Source organism: Pseudomonas sp. JS3066 (assembly GCF_036328175.1).
Classification (GTDB): Bacteria; Pseudomonadota; Gammaproteobacteria; order Pseudomonadales; family Pseudomonadaceae; genus Metapseudomonas.
In genome coordinates, this window is the sequence record NZ_CP143312.1 from 3,037,336 (window position 1) to 3,052,381 (window position 15,046).

The following is a 15,046-nucleotide window of genomic DNA, read 5'->3' on the forward strand; positions in this document are numbered from 1 at the left end:
CTGCCCGCATTGTTGGAAAGATCGGTGAGGCCGGTCTTGGGGTCGTCGTCACAGGGTTACCTCCAGCGGCAAGCCGCGTCCGACGACGCTGCTCAGCTGATAGATGCGAAGGGAGATGGCAGGCTGCGCAGAGCCGAAGTCGGCGTTCTGCTCGGATGCGGTGTAGGTGGCGGCCGGCGAGGTGGTGCTGATGGTGCGCTTGACCGTCGCGCCGGACATCACGTCGATCTGGTAGGACTCGCTGGTCTCGCCCACTGGAGCGGGCACCCCGGTCGCCCACCAGCTGGAACTGAGGCGCGAACGCCGCGTCCAGCTGAAGGCCAGGTCACCGATGGCGTTGCGGTTGCCACCGGGTAGGTCGGCGACAGTGGCCGCAGGTTCACACCCTGGTAGGTGAACGGCTGATCGGCGGCGGAATCCAGACTGGCGCCGCTGGTGACCGCGCGGTAGGTGCGGGCCAGGCCCAGGGTTTCCACCGCGGCACCGATGAAGATGTTGTCCGGGTCGGCGAGCAGCACGAAGAAGTCGCCGGCCTGGTGCAGGCCGGTTGCCCACTCAGTGCCCTTGTCGCCGCGCACGAGCCCCGAGAGCTGGTAGGAACCGTCCGCCTGCAGGCTGGCGGTCTGGAAGCGGATAATCTCCCAGCGCCCATCCACGCCATAGGCCGCGTAGTTGGCACTGGCGATCATCTGTTCGAGGGTGATGCTCTCCAACTCACCGGCCAGCAGGTCGACGATGAGGGCGCTGCCTTGATCCACCAGCGCACAGCTGTTGGCGCCGAGCGCGTTGCGCGCGTAGCCAATGGTCGCCTTGCCGGCATAGCCCTGCACTTCCGCGTAGGTTTGGCCGTTGTCCGGCGAACTGAACAGTACCGCACCGGGCCAGCCATTGGTGTAGCCGAGTGCTCCCGTGGCAAAGCCGGGCTCATTCTGTTGGGTTTCATCGATGACCGGGATATCCAGCGCCAGCCAGAGCGTGGCGCCAGCCAGGGGAATGGTGCCCGGCGGCGGTACGCCCTCCCCGCCCTTGGCGTTGCTGGTGTAGAGCGCAGCGCGGTTGGGCCGTCCCTTGCATTCCAGGCGGCCGCTTGGGGCGTAGTTGATCTCGGTGAGGCGCAGCTCGAAGGTCGCCCAGGGTGCGACGATGGTGACGACATCCGCCGGCTCCAGCGCCAGGTAGATCGGCGGCAGGCTGAAGGCATATTCGCTGCGCTCCTCCCAAGCGAGGTTCTGCAGTACATCGGCCACGCCTGCCGCCTCGTCGGCGGTGAGCACAATGGGCAACTCTCGGTCGACGCGGTTGATTGCCGGCGTGTTGTCCCGGGCAGCGGATTGTTCGGCAATGGCGTACTCGCGCGCCGCATCCAAGTACTTGATGCTGGTCCGGGCCGGCAACTGCGAATCCATCTCCCGTGATTCCTGCAGCAGGTCGCCCGGGCTGTCCCCATCACTGGCGCCAAGATCTTCCCAGGGAATGGTCATCACCGAGGCCTGGCCGCGCGGTACTGGTTTCAGCACATATCCCGACTGGATCATGTCGAACGGCCAGGTGCCTTGTGGCGGCTCCAGCGCGCTGCGGATGCTGCCGCCGGAGACCCGATAACCGCGCACCTGAGCCGTCAGCAGTGAGGTATCGACATCCGCCGCCGTCAGCAGACTGGACAGGGCGATCTCCTGCTCGACGATGGCCGCCAGCGGCGTCAGTTCGGGCATGACCTCCGGCGAATTGACGAAGGTGTAGAACCGCGCCGCCGCGGCGACATAGAGGATGCTGTCCTGCTCGTAGATCGCCGGGTAGGTGAAGAAGCCGGCCGAACTGATGGCGCCCGACAGGGTCTCCTCGAACTGCAAACCTGCCGCAGTGATCGAATAACGGTGCAGCGCGCCGCCGGCGCCATCGATCTGGAACAGGTGCTGCAGGTCATTCGACAGGCACGAGGCCACATAACCAAAGGTGCGCGTGCGGCCCCAGCACACGCCGACGTGGGCGGAAATTTGGCTCAGCACCGGCCCGCTGGACACCAGGTTCAGCTCGGCATCCAGCAGGTAATAGGTCGCCGTGCTGATGCTGGTGTTGATGTCCAGGCTGTCGTCGCACAGGGCCAGGAGGATGTGCGCGCCGTCGCTGCTGATGGTGCAGCCGACCAGCTTCTTGTTGGCCTTGTCGGCGGGCGGGATGTTGAGCACCAGGCCGGTTTCAAGGGCGATGCCCGGGGCCTTGACCCCAATGTCCACGCCATCGACATAGGTCAGGTTGGTGTGCTTGGAGAACAGATAGAGCCCATTGGACAGGCGCCCGGCGTAGGACTGGTCACCGATCGAGGCCGGCAGCGTATTCTCGGTGGCGGCACTCCCGCGGAACGTCGCGTTACCCGAAAGGGCGTGCACGTAGTCGCTGCCCGAATAGCTGACGAAGGTCGCGCCGTCGGTGCCATAGATGTACTGACCACCGCCGTAAGTCTGCCCAGAAGCGGCATCCACCGCGCCGCGCAGCCCATTGAAGTCGGACTGCGTGACCACCTCGACCTTGAACTGCGCACCCTGCAGGCTGTTGCCGAAGTCCGCGAGCTGGAAGTCGTAGAAGGCGAGGTAGGCTTCACCACGATACGCCGGGGCATTGCCCACGCCGACATCCGCCTCGTAGCGCGGGTCGGGCAGCTGGTCGTCGGTGCCGCGGTAGAGCTTCCAGCCGCTCGCCGCCTGGTTGCTGGCGATGATGGTTTCCAGGTCATCGCTGCCGGCGTTGTAGATCAGCTTGTCCGAGCACCAGATGCGGCGTACGCCGGCGATAGGACCAAGGCCCAGGGAGAGGAAAAAGGTCGCACTGTAGGTGTAAATCTTGGTGGTGGTCGTCGCGCCACCACCCTTCCCGCCTGATTTCTTCTTGCGGACATGCTCCTTGAGCTGGTTGTTCTCCAGCCAGGTGATGTTGCCGGCGACGGCGATGGTGCCGTAGAAGCGCGGCAGCATGGCGCCGTAGGTGCTGACTTGGACGGACTGATCGCCGAGGCGCGGCCCTTGGATCGTCGGGCCCTTTGGCGGATCAAGGTAGCCACCAATCGTGGCGCCAATCGATGCGCCCTGGATGGCGCCAATCGGGTTACCACCAGTGACGACGACCCCAATGACTGCGCCAATGACGCTACCGAGTCCCTGGCCGACGCTGCTCATTCCAGGCCCTCGAAGCGGAATACATGGGTAATGCGGGAGCGCCAGACGTCCGCAAGGCGGTGTTCAACCACCGCCCCGCTGTGTTCGTAGGCGTGAATCATTCCAGCATCCGTGGCGATGGCGATGTGCTGAGGCTCTCGGGTGAAGCGCATGAGCAAGACATCGCTCGGCTGCAGGTCAGCCTTCGGTACTTCTTGCAGGAATGGCTGGCGGCGGATGGCTTCCAGCAGCAGGCCCTGGAATGGCGTACGGCCATAGCCCTGCTCATCCTCGACGGGCAGGTCGACCGCGCGGCAGGTGCAAACGAACAGTCCTGCGCAGTCCAGCGCCAGTCCGGGCACGCGTCCCTGATGGCGGAAAGGTGTTCGCAGCGATTGGCGAGCGGCGGCGATGATGTCCTCTGGTGTCATGCGCCCCTCCCAATCTGTCCGGATTGGGAAGGAGCAGGCACATGGGGATGGCCCTTGAAGTTCTTGCCATTGCCGTTGCCAGCCACGCAATCCTCGTCGAAGCGTTTACGGCAGCCCGGGATCATTTCGTACTGGTCGCCCACCTGAGACAGGTAGAACAGCGCTTCCTGCAGCAGGATTGCTCCGCCAGTGGCGAATGCCTTTACCTGAATGGGTTTGAGCCCGGCATTCGGCCCCGTAAGGAAGCGGATGGAGCCAGTAGCGAAGTAGTCGGCCGCCTCTGCACGAGAGCTATCGACGAAGTAGTACTGGTCGGTGACGCTGGTGAGAGTGCCTGTGACCTTCTTCGTGTCGTAATCCGGGCCATCCGGCGCCGAACGAGGCCCAGTGCACCGGCTGCGATGGATCGGCAGCTTTCCGGCGGCGCCGAGAAGGCGATCCATGTACACGTTCTGGCAGGTGGGCGAATAGCTGTCGCCGGCTGACTGCGACAGCACATCAATCTTGCCCATCAACTGGACCGTGTATTGGTCGTCAATGGTCTCGGCCTTGCCGAAGAAGCACTCGCCAAGCTCTTCTTCGTCCTCGATGGGGTTGGCCCAGCTGGTGGCGAAGAGCTTCACCCTGGCGTTGTCGTAGACCCCGGCCTGCAGGTCGTCGCGATAGATGGCGCCCTGCTGCAGAATGCCCTTAAGGTCTACCGACGAACTGGCAAAGGTGCTGGTGGCGCCCAAACCAGAGAACTCGTAGCCCTGCTCGGTCAGGTAAACCTCGCCATTGCTCATGACCAGGTCGACCGGATATCCGGCCAAGCGCACCACGGGTGCATCGTTGGCCGGCTCGATCCGGACGCAGTACACCCGCGTCTGCCAGTCTGCGACGTGTGCTTTCATGGGGCTCCAGAAATGCAAAAGCCCGCACAGGGCGGGCTCTTTGGAAGGGGTGGCGCTACGGGTTCAATATCTCGATGAGCTGAATGCTCGGAGTCGCGATCGTGTCCCAGTTGGAGAAGTCGCCTGCCAGGTCAGCGTTGAAGCGCATGGGCAGGTCGAACTTGAAGCCGGCGGTGACAGCCTCGCCAGACTGCGGGCGGGTGTTGAAGGTGCCGCCGCTGGTGTAGGTCGAGAACGCGGTGGAGTTGATGTCCAGGGTGAACTGCGTGGCTGTTCTCGCCACCACGGTGCCACGCAGCCCGTTCATCTGGGTCATCCCCAGGATTCCAGACGGGCGCAGAGTGTCGCCGATGGCCAGAGTGTTGTTCGCAGTGAACACGGCCTGCGATGCCTTGCTGATCCCCGTGATGGTGCCGGTTTTGTCGGCCGCCATCGTGACGATTCCGGTCGTGTTATCGACGGACCACTGCGCCGGACTTGGAATGATCACGCCGCCCACCGCCACCAGCACAGTTCCCGCCTGTGGCTTGCGGATACGCCGACGCGCGCAGGCAGGATCAGCGCTGTTCCCGTACCAGCGCATCAGCTGATACACACCGGGGACCGTCGGATTCACCAACGGCAGCGCCTGGTCGAAGGCTGTGGGCGCATCGCGGTAGTTGTTGCTCGAGAAGTCCACCGGGTGCAGCACACGGAAACCGCGCAGCGTCCCGCCGGCCCGGTGGTTCAGATCGATCATGTCGTCGATCACGACGACCGTCTGCTTCTCGAACTCGATGGCCATGGTCGCTTTCACGAACGGATGGCGCTGACTGCGATACTCGTCTCCGCCTGCCGTCACGACGATCTGGTTCGAATAGGCCGCGGCGAAGCCGCTGCCGTAGTCGATTTTGTCGGTCAGGCGCTCTTCCAAGAACATGGCCATCAGGTGTACCTCCCGGCGCCCTGCACTACTCGGGCGATTTGTCGGGCCGCAACCGCGCCAGCCTCTCGTGCCTCTTTGGCATTGGTGACATTAGGGAAGACCAGAGAGCCGATACTGACGCTGTTCCCACCCATCATCTGCGCTGTCTCCTGGCGTCCGGTCACGTTGGCCGGGCCACGCACGATCTCCGGACCCCGCTCGCCGACGATCCCCCAGCCGCCTGCCGGGATCGGGCCGCCACGGTCGAACAGGCCGGCGAAGCTGGAGAACAGACCTGCCAAGCCGGTACCGCCACCGCTGCCGGTGAAGGCATCCTTCAGCCAGCCGCCAATGGCACCGAACGCCCCCGTCGAGCCCTTGGCGCCGCCGCCGGCCTCGCCAAACAACGAGCGGGCAACCTGGGCGGCCAGGGCATCCGCCGCCATCTGGTTCAACAGGTCCACCCAGCGCTTGCCGATGTCGTCGAAGTCCCCGGTGATGGTGTCCTTGATGGTGCTGCTCAGTGAGTTCTGGAAGCTCTGCACGGCGTTTTTGGTGATCTCGTCCCACTCGCCCGTAGCAGTCTTCGCTTCTTCGGTCTGACGTTTGTGCGCCTCGGTGACGGCGTCGACCCGGCGCTGGTACTGCTCTTCGGTCCACCCCAGCTCTTGCTTGGCCTTCCACAGGTCTTCGACCTGAGCCTGGTAATCGGCCAAGGCGCGCTGGGCGTCGGTCCAAGTGGACTCCTCGATCTGCTGCACTCGCTCCTGCAGCTCCTTCCGCTGGTTGAGCTTGTCGATCTCCTCAGCCAAGCCGACCAGACGCTCTTGCTGCTGGGTGTTCAGCTTGGCCAGTTCGCCGTTTTCCACTTCGTAGCGGACACGGGCGGCTTCGGTGGTTTTGCCAAAGAGTGCCACCTGGCGGGACAGAGCCTGGTTGTTGGTGTCGTACAACTGCTGCAGCCGCTCGGCGGCCTTCTGCGCTTCTTTCGCTTGCTTCTCGACGTCGCCCGCCCCGCCCGTGCTGATCTGGCGGCCCTGCATGGCCTTGCGCAGGTCTTCGATCTGCTTCTGCCGTTCAGCTCGGGCTTCGGCTCGCTGCTGACGCTCCTCGGCGGACTTCTGCCGGCTGGCCTCGGCCGCCTGAATGATGGCGTCACGTTCTGCAAATGCATCGTCGACAGCTTGCTGCTTGACCCCTTCCAAGCGTTTCAAGTCGGCCTCTACCAGTTGCCCGACCTTGGCAGCCGCCTCAGCGCCGCCGGAGATGTAGGCGTGAATCTGCGCGGCAGCACCACCGGCCTGAACTTTCACGCGGTCAAAGAAACTGGCTACCTCGATCGTGGCGATCTGCACAGCTGCACGCAGGTTTGCGGGCATCTGCTGGAAGGCATCCGCGAGGAAGGAGGCGGTGCTGCTGCCCGATTCCTCCAGCCCTTCCAGGTCAACGCCTAGACCGGCAATGTCTTGGCTGGCGGCATCAAACGTCTGCGACCAGATGTTGAAGGTCTGGACGATCCCGTCAGTGAGCGCGCCGGAGTCGATGAACTGTGCCAGGCCGATGATGGTGTCACCAAACAGAGTGCCAGCACCGGTGGCGTCGTTCAGGTCGCCCACCAGCTTGGTCAGGCTATTGCCCAGCACCGTCAGGGCCTGGCCGCCGGTGGTGCCCAGATCGCCGAAAGCCTGGTCGACCGCGTCACCTTGTTTCAGCAGCGCCTGAGTGACGGCTTCCGCCGTCAGCTGCCCATCCGTTGCCAGTTGGCGCAGCTTGTCGGTAGTGGTGCCCAGCCCTCGCGCGATGGCATCGGCCAGCGCCGGCGCCTGACCGATCACCGAGTTGAATTCGTCGCCGCGCAACTGCCCTTCCGCCAGGGACTGGGCGAACTGGGTCAACGCGGCTTCCGATGCCGCCGCCGCGGTTCCGCTGAGCGCGATGCTCTTGGATACGGTATCGACGATCGAGGCCATCTCGGCGCTACTGAGTCCGAGATTCTGCGCGGAGGTGGCGATCCGCTGATAGAGCTCGGCCACGCCCGCGAGCGACTGGCGGGACTCCTGCGCGATCTGGAACACGGTGTCCTGCGCCGCCACCAGTTCCTCGGTGCCGTTGGTGACCAGGCGCAGCCGGTTGGTAAGCGTGGTGTAGCTCTCCGCCGCCTGGGCGATTTCGCGGGCGCTGATCACTGCCGCCAGGGGCCCAGCGAGGCGGCGGAATGCGCCGGACAATTGGTCCGTGGCCTTCTCCGTCTTCCCGGCAGACTGGGTCAGCTTATCCAGGTCGCTGTCGGCGGTTCTCACCTGCCGACTGTCGACGCTGACGACGAGCTTCGCGTATTCGGTCATATCCAGATCCGCTGCAGATCGGCCAGCAGCTCAGCCTCCCAGGCGCGCAGATTGCGCCGGGTGAGTTGCGACCAATGATGGAGTTCGGTGAAGTTGAAGGGGCGGGAGAGTTGCCAGAACCAGAGCCAGAGGTACTGCAAGTCCGTCGGGCAGTCGGGTTGATCGGCCAGTTCCTTTGGCCTTTCGCCGGTGACCTTCCAGATCTGCTCCAGGTGTTCCCGGAGCGGTCGGTCAGAGCCCGGCGGCGGCCGCAGCAGGGTCAGTTCTGCTTTGCCCCACTCGACGAGCTGGCCGATCCTTTCCCGAAAAAACGGCGGTCGTCCTCGGCGATGCGCTCGACATGAGCGAGGATCTGCGGGGCTTCCAGCAGAAAGTCGGCAACTGCCTCTGGCGTGAATTCAAGGTCGAACGACCAACCAGACACCAGAGACGCGGCGGCCACCGCACGGCGGCGGCGGTCGGCCTCCCGGCGAAGTGCCTGCACCTCTTCCTGCTTGGCTTCAGCCAGTCGTTTGCCGTCCTCGACGGCCTGACGGATCAGTTCCGACCGGGCCGCCTGGTACTCGTCGGACCAGACCGAGCGAATCTGCAACCAATGCTCGGTCGGCTTGCCGTCCGGCTCAGACAAGGGGATGCGGATTCCGTCATTGGCGCGGCCGCGGGTCTTGAAAAGATCTATGTCAGTCATCGAGTACCTCAAGGCGAAGACGTGCCTGGACTGATTGGGTGAAAAAAATATTCAGATGAAAGAAACAGCTGCGTTCTTGTGCAATGCTCGAATTCCTACGGACACCTAGGAGTGAATATGGAACCATTCGCATCTTCTCTCGCCTCAATAATTGGTCTCATCGGCCAGTTCAAATCCGGGCGCGACAGCGTGAAAAGCGCGAGTTTTGACGAATTCATGCAATGGCTCGCTGAGAGCAATCATGCTGATTTGAGATCATTGATAGAGTCGAACCACACGACCACGATCAGCATCAAGGCGATCCTTAACCAGAGCCAAGGCGCACTGAAGGCAAGTCTCGAACGGATAGATAACGCGCTCGCAGCCATTACAACTGCTCTAGATGGCTTCGCCCAACTGAGCCAAAGCCTAAATCCCAATGCACTCCTGTCAGACCAGGCTGTAGGCATTCTTCAGCAGATCGACAAGCTGGGCGCCAGCAAAGTGCTTTTGGTGCAGTACCTAGACACAGGCGACACGCTGATCCCGATAGATGGGAATGGCGGGCAGATCCACATTCCTGAACCACGTTTTTTAGAAGGGGACCTTCTTTCCCTGACCGAGGCCAAGCTTTTAATCCCAGGCCGAAATTCACATGGTCGCCCAATGTGGACGTTCACCCGTGCTGCCGCTGGCTTTGTCGCAACATTGAATGAAAGGGGAGAGATTAACTCCGGGTAATGCGCATGGAGGTGGTGCCGTCGTAGCCGGCGGACATGGTGTACTGCGGGATCACCGCGCCGGGACCACTGACCTGCTTCTGGCCCTGGGTGTAGCGGACCTTCGGCAACTGAATGGTGTAGCTGTCGGCGCCCTCCTCCAGCACGACCACATGGTCGGTCTCGGCCTCGTTGAGCACCTTGGCCCAGAGGCTGCCGTCCTTGAGGTAGGCGCTCATGCTGCCGGTGACCGAGGCGATGCCGTTGGAGATGCAATAGGCCTCGCGCTGGAACAGTGAGAAGGCAGCCTCCATGCCGTTATCGAGGGTCACGCTCCATTCGGTTGCGTAGGCGATCGGGGTGCCGTCCTCGGCGAAGGAGCCGTTGGTGGTGACCATCATGTCGGTGGTAGTGGCCGGGGAGAAGGTCGCGCCACCCGGAACGGTGTAGGCCTCGGCCTTGGTGCCCAGGATGCCGAAGGTGATGCCGGCCTTGTCACCCAGCGGGGCCGAGATGTTCATGGTGGCCACACGGCTACCGCGGTAGATGTAGTCGACACCGATGTCGGTGTGGCGCTCGAGGATGGCGAAGGAGCGCTCGGTGGAGCCGATGATCAGCACGTCGGCGGTCCAGGTGCCCTGCATGGCGGCCTCGATCAGGTCGTCGAAGCTCCCGAAACTGACTTCCGCAGCGATCTCGCCCTGCGTGCTGTAGGTGCCGCCACGGCTCGGCGCGCGCTGACGGGCCTGGTTGATCTCGGCCGACTCGATCTGGTTGATGTTCGGACTCAGGCCCTCGGAGACAAAGCGGATCGGCTTGAACACCGGATTGCCGGGAATTGAGCCCTCCATGGTGATGGTCACCGAATCGCCCGCAGCCTCATCGACCAGGGTGACAGGGTTGCCGTCGAGATCGGTCAAGGTCAGCTTGCCAGCCGCGGCGGTGGCGATCTTGAACTTGCCATTGTTCGCCGCCTCGGTAAAACCGGCGACGGTGATGATGTGGGTAGCGATGAAGCCGGCAGTCAGGAACCCGTTGCTGGAGTCGTTGAGACTGTCGTCGCTGGCGGCCGCGCTGATGGTGATGGCGACCTTCTGCGCATACTCGCGCACGTAGAAGAGTTTGACGGCGGAGCCGTTGGCGAAACAGGAAGACATGACTTAGACCTCCGGGCGCACGGTGTTGGCGCTGTAGTAGATGGAGACGTTGATCTGCTGCCAGCCGTTGACCGGCCGGAGGTTGTTGCGGGTGACGCGCTCGACCTTCACGCACTGGCCCTGGTAGACCAGACGGCGGCCGGCGACGAAGTAGTCGCGGAGCTTCTGCACGGCGGCGAGGATGTTCCCCGTGCCGTCGTTGAGCGGGTAATTCAGGTCGACCTGGAAGACGCCGACGGTTTCATCCATACCACCCTGCCCCAGGCTGGCGACATCGGTGTCGGCGGGCAGGTTGAACCAGGACGCCCAGGGCAGAGACACTGCCGGCTTGGTGAAATCCTTGCCTTCGTTCGCCGTCGGAATGCCGAGCGCGGCCGCCGTCAGCCCTGCTACCAGGGCGGCGTTGATCTTGATTTCGGACATGTCAGACCTTGTGCTGGTTGACCGTGACGCGGACGAGTCGGGTGATGCGGGCGAGGTTCTTTCGGACCATGCCTGCCGGAGCCTGCTTGGAATCGCCGTACTCCAACCCCTCGATGTACGGCAGGTTGTTGGTCAGCAGCGTCTCGCCGCCAGCCTTCTGCGGGGTCTTGCCGACCACTTCAGCAATCGAGCCAGCGCCGGATTTGTCCTCGCGGCCGTTCTCGCCCTGGGCTGGGTTTTCGGTAGTGGTCTGCCACTCCCCTCGTGCTCTTCCCGTGTCCACAGGGGTGTCCTTGATGACGGCTGTGAACAGGGCAATGGTGACGCCGCGAACGATCTCGTCGGCCGCCTTCTCGGTCTCGGCCGTGAAGCGGGCGATGTCGGCGCGGAAGCTCATTTCCGCCCCTGACAGAAGTACACGAGCGGAGTGCCAGCGGGATTGGCTTCCTTGATGTTGACGATCTGCCAGAGCACGCCGCCCACATCCAGGCGCGTGGTCAAGGCCGGCGGCCATGCCAGCCCCTTGGCGGCGATGATGATCTTCTTATCGCCCTGGCGGATCTCGGAGCCCTCGGCATACTGCTGGCCGGACTCCTGCAGGGTGTAGTCAACCAGGATCACCTGGGCTGACTGGCTGATCGGCGTATCGCCGCTTGTTTCGCCGGAGACCGGATCGTAGGCCCCAGGGACGACGTCACGCAGGGTCTGCTGGGATCCAAAGCGCTCTATCAACCGCAAAGCGGTCGAGGCCATGCGGTCGTAGAAGGCGGACATTTCAGCTCCAGAATGAAGAAGCCCCGCACTGGGCGGGGCTTTTAAAAAATCAGCTATAGGAAAGCGAGATCGTCTTGAAGCCTCGACTTTTGAGCTCCTCGAGGATTTCTTCAAGCGTAGACTCAGTGAGCGAATCGCCGATTTCCTGCTTCTTGGCTTCTGCCTCGATTTCCTCGTCGTCCACTTCGAACAGGACCTTGTTCAATTCCTGCCAGGTGCCCATCGTCGGCTGGGATTCGCCTCGCTCATAGCGCCCAGGCATTACGTTAGAAATGCCGGCCGCTGCCGCAAGCTCGGAGAGAGTCATGCCTGCCTCTTTCCTTGCTGCCCGGAGAGCTGTGCGGAAGTTACTGCTCTTGGGGTTTGGCAACATAAATCTGCTCCTTTTTGATGAGGAGCGCACAATATGTTACCTGCAAAGTACTTATCAAGTACTATTTTCAAAGTGGCCAGTACATTTTTATACCCTAACAGCAAACAATCCCCGCTTGGCCAGGTAGTCGGCGAACTGAGCCTGGCTCGGGCGATCCGGCGCCGCCGGCAAAAGCTTGCCGCGGTTCACGCTGGCGACCTCGGCGTATTGCACGTCGACTGCGCCTTCCACGCGTTCGCGGATGACGGGGCCGGTGCGCTTCTCCGGCGGGTCCAGGCCGTCGGCGTAAATCTCACCCGCGAGGGCCATCTGGCCGTACTCAATGCGCGCCGGGATGTAGGTGGACGGCAGGATCTCGCCGTCCACCTCGACTTTCTTGCGCGGCCAGGACAGCGCCTGGTCGGGATGTGCGCGGCACCCTTTCCAGTTCATGGTCTGCATCTGCAGGGCGGCCCGGCGCAGCAATGCCTCCTGCTCGCCTTCGGTCTGCGGAATGGTGACGCCGAACTTGCCGGCGTAGATCACCAGTTCCGCCGCGGTGGCGAAGCTCTCGGCATCAGGCTTGCCGGTACCGTCCTCGATGACAAGACTCATGGATTACCCCTGGGCGTCCAGCAGCTTCTGCAGGTCGGCCTTCTTGGCCTTCTCGTCGAACTGCACGCCCTTGGCGGTCAGTTGGGCGCGGATTTCGTCAATGCTCAGCTTACCATCGGACTCGTCGGCCGGGCGCCATTCGGGCTTCAGCGCAACCTTCGGGGTCTTCTCGGCGGCACCGTCACGGCTCGCCGTCACGTTCGCGTCGATGATGCGGAGACCGGCCTTCTTGGCCAGCGCCTTCACGTCATCCTCGTAGCGATGGAACGGACCGGGCAGGTACCAGATGTTGTTCTCAGCCATGCTGCACCTCAATTGCCGGGGCGCTGGGCCCCGGCGTCAGGGGGTTACTTGGAAGCGTCACCGATCAGGGCCACGCCTGCGGTGTGCTTGATGCTGGTCGCGGTCTTGTCCCAGTTGGTGCCGGTGGCGATCTCGGCATCGGTGGGCGACTTGCCGCCGTTGGTCTGATCCCAGGTGTAGCCCTTCAGGCCCAGAGCGAACGAGTAGTCCACCTGGATGGTGGTCTCGATGCGCTGGTTGCCGTTGGTGGTCTGCACGTTGGAGATCACGTCGCGGCTGTTGGATACGAGCGCGGCGCCGGAGACCAGGGAGAGGATGATCTCCTTGTTCGGGGTTCCGGCTTGCAGCAGGGCCGGGGCGTCCGTCACCACGGTGCGCTTGCCGAGGATATCCACCACCAGCACGTTGCCGGCCACGAACAGCTGCTGGGCGTTGGCGAGGGCTTGACCAATCAGCTTGTGGTAGGTGGTGCCCTGCATCACCTGGGCCACCAGGGTTTGGCTGGCGTCGCCGAACTTGGCATGCGCGTTGTTCAGCGCGGCCTGGGTGATGCCCAAGGTGGCCGACACGTCGTTGGTGGCGGTGGCCTGGGCGGTGATCGCGGCGACCAGGGCGGCGATGGCGGTGTTCAGCTGATCCTTCAGCAGGATCTCGGCGAACGCCCGGCTCGCGACCTCTATGCCTTGCACGGTCGGGCGCTCCAGCCAGGTCATCTGCGACGGCTCGTAGCGCACCGGACCGAAGCCGCCGGCGATCTTCACGGAGCTGTTCTTCAGCTCGGTCAGATCAGTAGGGGTGGCGGCGCCGTTGGCGGCGTAGCGGTCGACGCGGCGCTGGGCAGCGGCGAGGGTCTGGAAGAACGACTCCTGGAGGAAGTCGCCGGTGAAGCCGTCCGGGCTCAGCACGATGGAGCCGGCGCTGGCCTCGTTGAACGCGACGAGCATCTGGTCCAGCGTCTCGAGAGTCGCCGGCATGATGAAGTCGTTGAAAACCTGCATCTGGGACAGGGACATGGGTATTTCTCCTTACTTGAGAGGTAGGTCGGAGAACCGGCTGGCGATGGCCGCCTGACGTTCTTCCTTGGTGCCGCCGATGTTGCCTTTTGCGGCCCCGCCGCCTTTCCCGGCACCCCCGGCCCCGCCGCCAGATGCCTTGCTACCGACGATCAGCGGCGCGAAGGCCGGATCGTTGGTGAATTCCGCTTTCAGTTCGTCGAGGGTCGCGGCAGAGGGATTGCCGGCCGCATCGAGAACCACGACGGTGGGTTTGCCGTCGCGAATGTCCATGCCGAGACGCCGCTCGATGTGCGGCAGAAGCGCCTTGGCACTGCCCTGAATGGCGAGCTCGGCCGCCAGGTCGGTCGCGGTGCGGCCAACGGTCAGGGACTTGATCTGGGATTGCAGGGTGTTGCGCTCGGCTTCCAGCTGGGTGCTGAGCTCGGTCTCGCGGCGGGAGTACTTCTCCTGCCAGGACTTCTCCAGCGCCTCGACGTTGCCGGACTTGCGGGCGGCTTCTTCAGCCTCGCGCCGGGCAGTGTCGGCAGCTTCCTGAGCCTTCTTCTCGGCAGCCTTCTTCTCCGCCAGCAGTTCGTTGACCTTGTTCTTCAGGCCGCTGACGTCTTCCGGTTGTGGCAGGCCCTCGATGTTCAGGACGTACTTGCCGTCCTTCTCGGTGTAGAGGGCGTGCTGGAACTCATCCAGCCCTTCCAGGCTGTCCAGTTGAAACTTGAGCATGAGGGGTCTCCCTGAGACGAGGTGCAGGCCCTGCCTGCGGGCATAAAAAAACCCGCCGAAGCGGGTTTGATGTGATGGTTTCAGCGCCGAGGAATACGCTCCGTATCTGGAACTTCCCCATTGATCCTTTTCAGCATCCCCATGAGGTTCCCATGGAGTCCGGTGCTGGTCGGCTTGCGCCGAGCCAAGCCTTCAGCAATCAATTGACCTGGCCCGTTGTAGATTTCCTCGAACGAGCCGTCAGGTCGGAGTCTGATACCGAGGTAATAGTCCGGTACGTGGTGAACCGGAAAGGTCAGGTGGTTGCTGAACGTCGCCTTGATCTGAACATTGCGCCCATCAACAGCGATGGCGTCGTGGTGCTTCGTGAGCCCTTCGTTCAGGGTGAGGTCGTAATGCAGACTCGCCATCGCCTCGCCGATATCACCGACAAGCCTTCCGTCAGGGGTGAAGGGCTTTTCTGGGAATGCATCCCTCAGTTTGGCAACTGCTCCGAACAGCTGATCCAAAGCCTCGGCGATCTTTTTTTGCACCTCAATTGTCACGACTGCACCTCCATTGTGGGATGGTGCGAAGCCTAC

The 15,046-nt window shown here is 63.0% G+C and carries 19 protein-coding genes; 1 reads left to right on the forward strand and 18 read right to left on the reverse strand.

Features of this window, described 5'->3' with window-relative positions:
• Positions 1–48: 48 nt before the first annotated feature.
• Genes SA496_RS14105 through SA496_RS14140 form a run of 8 tightly spaced genes read right to left on the reverse strand, consistent with a single transcriptional unit; the run spans position 49 to position 8,410 of the window.
• A complete protein-coding gene (locus SA496_RS14105) occupies positions 49–255 on the reverse strand; it encodes a hypothetical protein (protein ID WP_330115599.1) in 207 nt (68 codons plus the stop codon).
• Positions 219–3,170, reverse strand: coding sequence for a phage tail protein (locus SA496_RS14110; RefSeq protein ID WP_330115600.1), 2,952 nt, complete (start codon positions 3,168–3,170; stop codon positions 219–221). Before SA496_RS14110 ends, SA496_RS14105 begins: the two co-directional genes overlap by 37 nt.
• Positions 3,167–3,580: an NlpC/P60 family protein gene (locus tag SA496_RS14115; protein WP_330115601.1), complete on the reverse strand. Its 414-nt coding sequence runs from the start codon at positions 3,578–3,580 to the stop codon at positions 3,167–3,169. The genes SA496_RS14110 and SA496_RS14115 overlap by 4 nt, the downstream gene beginning before the upstream one ends.
• Entirely contained in the window at positions 3,577–4,473 is an 897-nt protein-coding gene (locus SA496_RS14120; RefSeq protein WP_330115602.1) for a DUF2163 domain-containing protein, read from the reverse strand. The genes SA496_RS14115 and SA496_RS14120 overlap by 4 nt, the downstream gene beginning before the upstream one ends.
• Positions 4,474–4,528: 55 nt before the next feature.
• Positions 4,529–5,398 carry a DUF2460 domain-containing protein gene (locus tag SA496_RS14125; RefSeq protein ID WP_330115603.1) on the reverse strand — a complete coding sequence of 290 codons (870 nt, stop codon included), beginning with the start codon at positions 5,396–5,398 and terminating at the stop codon, positions 4,529–4,531.
• Positions 5,398–7,722, reverse strand: coding sequence for a tape measure protein (locus tag SA496_RS14130; protein WP_330115604.1), 2,325 nt, complete (start codon positions 7,720–7,722; stop codon positions 5,398–5,400). Before SA496_RS14130 ends, SA496_RS14125 begins: the two co-directional genes overlap by 1 nt.
• Entirely contained in the window at positions 7,719–8,018 is a 300-nt protein-coding gene (locus SA496_RS29245; protein ID WP_442965091.1) for a phage tail assembly chaperone, read from the reverse strand. Before SA496_RS29245 ends, SA496_RS14130 begins: the two co-directional genes overlap by 4 nt.
• Complete coding sequence (locus SA496_RS14140) at positions 7,982–8,410, reverse strand: hypothetical protein (RefSeq protein ID WP_330115606.1); 429 nt, start codon at positions 8,408–8,410, stop codon at positions 7,982–7,984. The genes SA496_RS29245 and SA496_RS14140 overlap by 37 nt, the downstream gene beginning before the upstream one ends.
• Positions 8,411–8,527: 117 nt before the next feature.
• On the opposite strand from SA496_RS14140, the gene SA496_RS14145 reads away from it, so the two are divergent.
• Positions 8,528–9,130, forward strand: a complete 603-nt coding sequence (locus SA496_RS14145) for a hypothetical protein (RefSeq protein ID WP_330115607.1) — start codon at positions 8,528–8,530, stop codon at positions 9,128–9,130.
• On the opposite strand, the gene SA496_RS14150 is transcribed toward SA496_RS14145, so the two are convergent.
• From SA496_RS14150 to SA496_RS14195, 10 genes are all read right to left on the reverse strand, one after another.
• Positions 9,117–10,265: a phage tail tube protein gene (locus tag SA496_RS14150; RefSeq protein WP_330115608.1), complete on the reverse strand. Its 1,149-nt coding sequence runs from the start codon at positions 10,263–10,265 to the stop codon at positions 9,117–9,119. The genes SA496_RS14145 and SA496_RS14150 overlap by 14 nt on opposite strands.
• Before the next feature lie 3 nt (positions 10,266–10,268).
• Entirely contained in the window at positions 10,269–10,688 is a 420-nt protein-coding gene (locus SA496_RS14155) for a phage tail terminator-like protein (protein ID WP_330113912.1), read from the reverse strand.
• Between the two features lies 1 nt (position 10,689).
• Positions 10,690–11,085 carry a hypothetical protein gene (locus SA496_RS14160; protein WP_330113913.1) on the reverse strand — a complete coding sequence of 132 codons (396 nt, stop codon included), beginning with the start codon at positions 11,083–11,085 and terminating at the stop codon, positions 10,690–10,692.
• Positions 11,082–11,462: a hypothetical protein gene (locus SA496_RS14165; protein WP_330113914.1), complete on the reverse strand. Its 381-nt coding sequence runs from the start codon at positions 11,460–11,462 to the stop codon at positions 11,082–11,084. Before SA496_RS14165 ends, SA496_RS14160 begins: the two co-directional genes overlap by 4 nt.
• 49 nt (positions 11,463–11,511) lie before the next feature.
• Entirely contained in the window at positions 11,512–11,835 is a 324-nt protein-coding gene (locus tag SA496_RS14170) for a helix-turn-helix domain-containing protein (protein ID WP_330113915.1), read from the reverse strand.
• 87 nt (positions 11,836–11,922) lie between these two features.
• Positions 11,923–12,429 (reverse strand): DnaT-like ssDNA-binding protein, encoded by a 507-nt coding sequence (locus tag SA496_RS14175; protein WP_330113916.1) that lies wholly within the window; start codon positions 12,427–12,429, stop codon positions 11,923–11,925.
• Between the two features lie 3 nt (positions 12,430–12,432).
• Entirely contained in the window at positions 12,433–12,732 is a 300-nt protein-coding gene (locus tag SA496_RS14180) for a HeH/LEM domain-containing protein (protein ID WP_330113917.1), read from the reverse strand.
• 44 nt (positions 12,733–12,776) lie between these two features.
• Positions 12,777–13,745, reverse strand: coding sequence for a major capsid protein (locus SA496_RS14185; protein ID WP_330113918.1), 969 nt, complete (start codon positions 13,743–13,745; stop codon positions 12,777–12,779).
• A 12-nt stretch (positions 13,746–13,757) separates the two neighbouring features.
• Positions 13,758–14,465: a hypothetical protein gene (locus SA496_RS14190; RefSeq protein ID WP_330113919.1), complete on the reverse strand. Its 708-nt coding sequence runs from the start codon at positions 14,463–14,465 to the stop codon at positions 13,758–13,760.
• Positions 14,466–14,545: 80 nt separating this feature from the next.
• On the reverse strand, positions 14,546–15,010 hold the full coding sequence (locus SA496_RS14195; RefSeq protein ID WP_330113920.1) for a DUF6998 domain-containing protein: 465 nt from the start codon (positions 15,008–15,010) through the stop codon (positions 14,546–14,548).
• Between the last annotated feature and the right edge of the window lie 36 nt (positions 15,011–15,046).

Bases quoted from the DNA above. Each gene is read 5' to 3' on its own strand.
- SA496_RS14155 (WP_330113912.1), bottom strand. From the start codon at position 10,688: ATGTCCGAAATCAAGATCAACGCCGCCCTGGTAGCAGGGCTGACGGCG.
- SA496_RS14185 (WP_330113918.1), bottom strand. From the start codon at position 13,745: ATGTCCCTGTCCCAGATGCAGGTTTTCAACGACTTCATCATGCCGGCG.
- SA496_RS14125 (WP_330115603.1), bottom strand. From the start codon at position 5,398: ATGGCCATGTTCTTGGAAGAGCGCCTGACCGACAAAATCGACTACGGC.
- SA496_RS14110 (WP_330115600.1), bottom strand. From the start codon at position 3,170: ATGAGCAGCGTCGGCCAGGGACTCGGTAGCGTCATTGGCGCAGTCATT.
- SA496_RS14145 (WP_330115607.1), top strand. From the start codon at position 8,528: ATGGAACCATTCGCATCTTCTCTCGCCTCAATAATTGGTCTCATCGGC.
- SA496_RS14170 (WP_330113915.1), bottom strand. From the start codon at position 11,835: ATGTTGCCAAACCCCAAGAGCAGTAACTTCCGCACAGCTCTCCGGGCA.
- SA496_RS14180 (WP_330113917.1), bottom strand. From the start codon at position 12,732: ATGGCTGAGAACAACATCTGGTACCTGCCCGGTCCGTTCCATCGCTAC.
- SA496_RS14160 (WP_330113913.1), bottom strand. From the start codon at position 11,085: ATGAGCTTCCGCGCCGACATCGCCCGCTTCACGGCCGAGACCGAGAAG.
- SA496_RS14120 (WP_330115602.1), bottom strand. From the start codon at position 4,473: ATGAAAGCACACGTCGCAGACTGGCAGACGCGGGTGTACTGCGTCCGG.
- SA496_RS14190 (WP_330113919.1), bottom strand. From the start codon at position 14,465: ATGCTCAAGTTTCAACTGGACAGCCTGGAAGGGCTGGATGAGTTCCAG.
- SA496_RS14115 (WP_330115601.1), bottom strand. From the start codon at position 3,580: ATGACACCAGAGGACATCATCGCCGCCGCTCGCCAATCGCTGCGAACA.
- SA496_RS14165 (WP_330113914.1), bottom strand. From the start codon at position 11,462: ATGTCCGCCTTCTACGACCGCATGGCCTCGACCGCTTTGCGGTTGATA.
- SA496_RS14175 (WP_330113916.1), bottom strand. From the start codon at position 12,429: ATGAGTCTTGTCATCGAGGACGGTACCGGCAAGCCTGATGCCGAGAGC.
- SA496_RS14140 (WP_330115606.1), bottom strand. From the start codon at position 8,410: ATGACTGACATAGATCTTTTCAAGACCCGCGGCCGCGCCAATGACGGA.
- SA496_RS14130 (WP_330115604.1), bottom strand. From the start codon at position 7,722: ATGACCGAATACGCGAAGCTCGTCGTCAGCGTCGACAGTCGGCAGGTG.
- SA496_RS14150 (WP_330115608.1), bottom strand. From the start codon at position 10,265: ATGTCTTCCTGTTTCGCCAACGGCTCCGCCGTCAAACTCTTCTACGTG.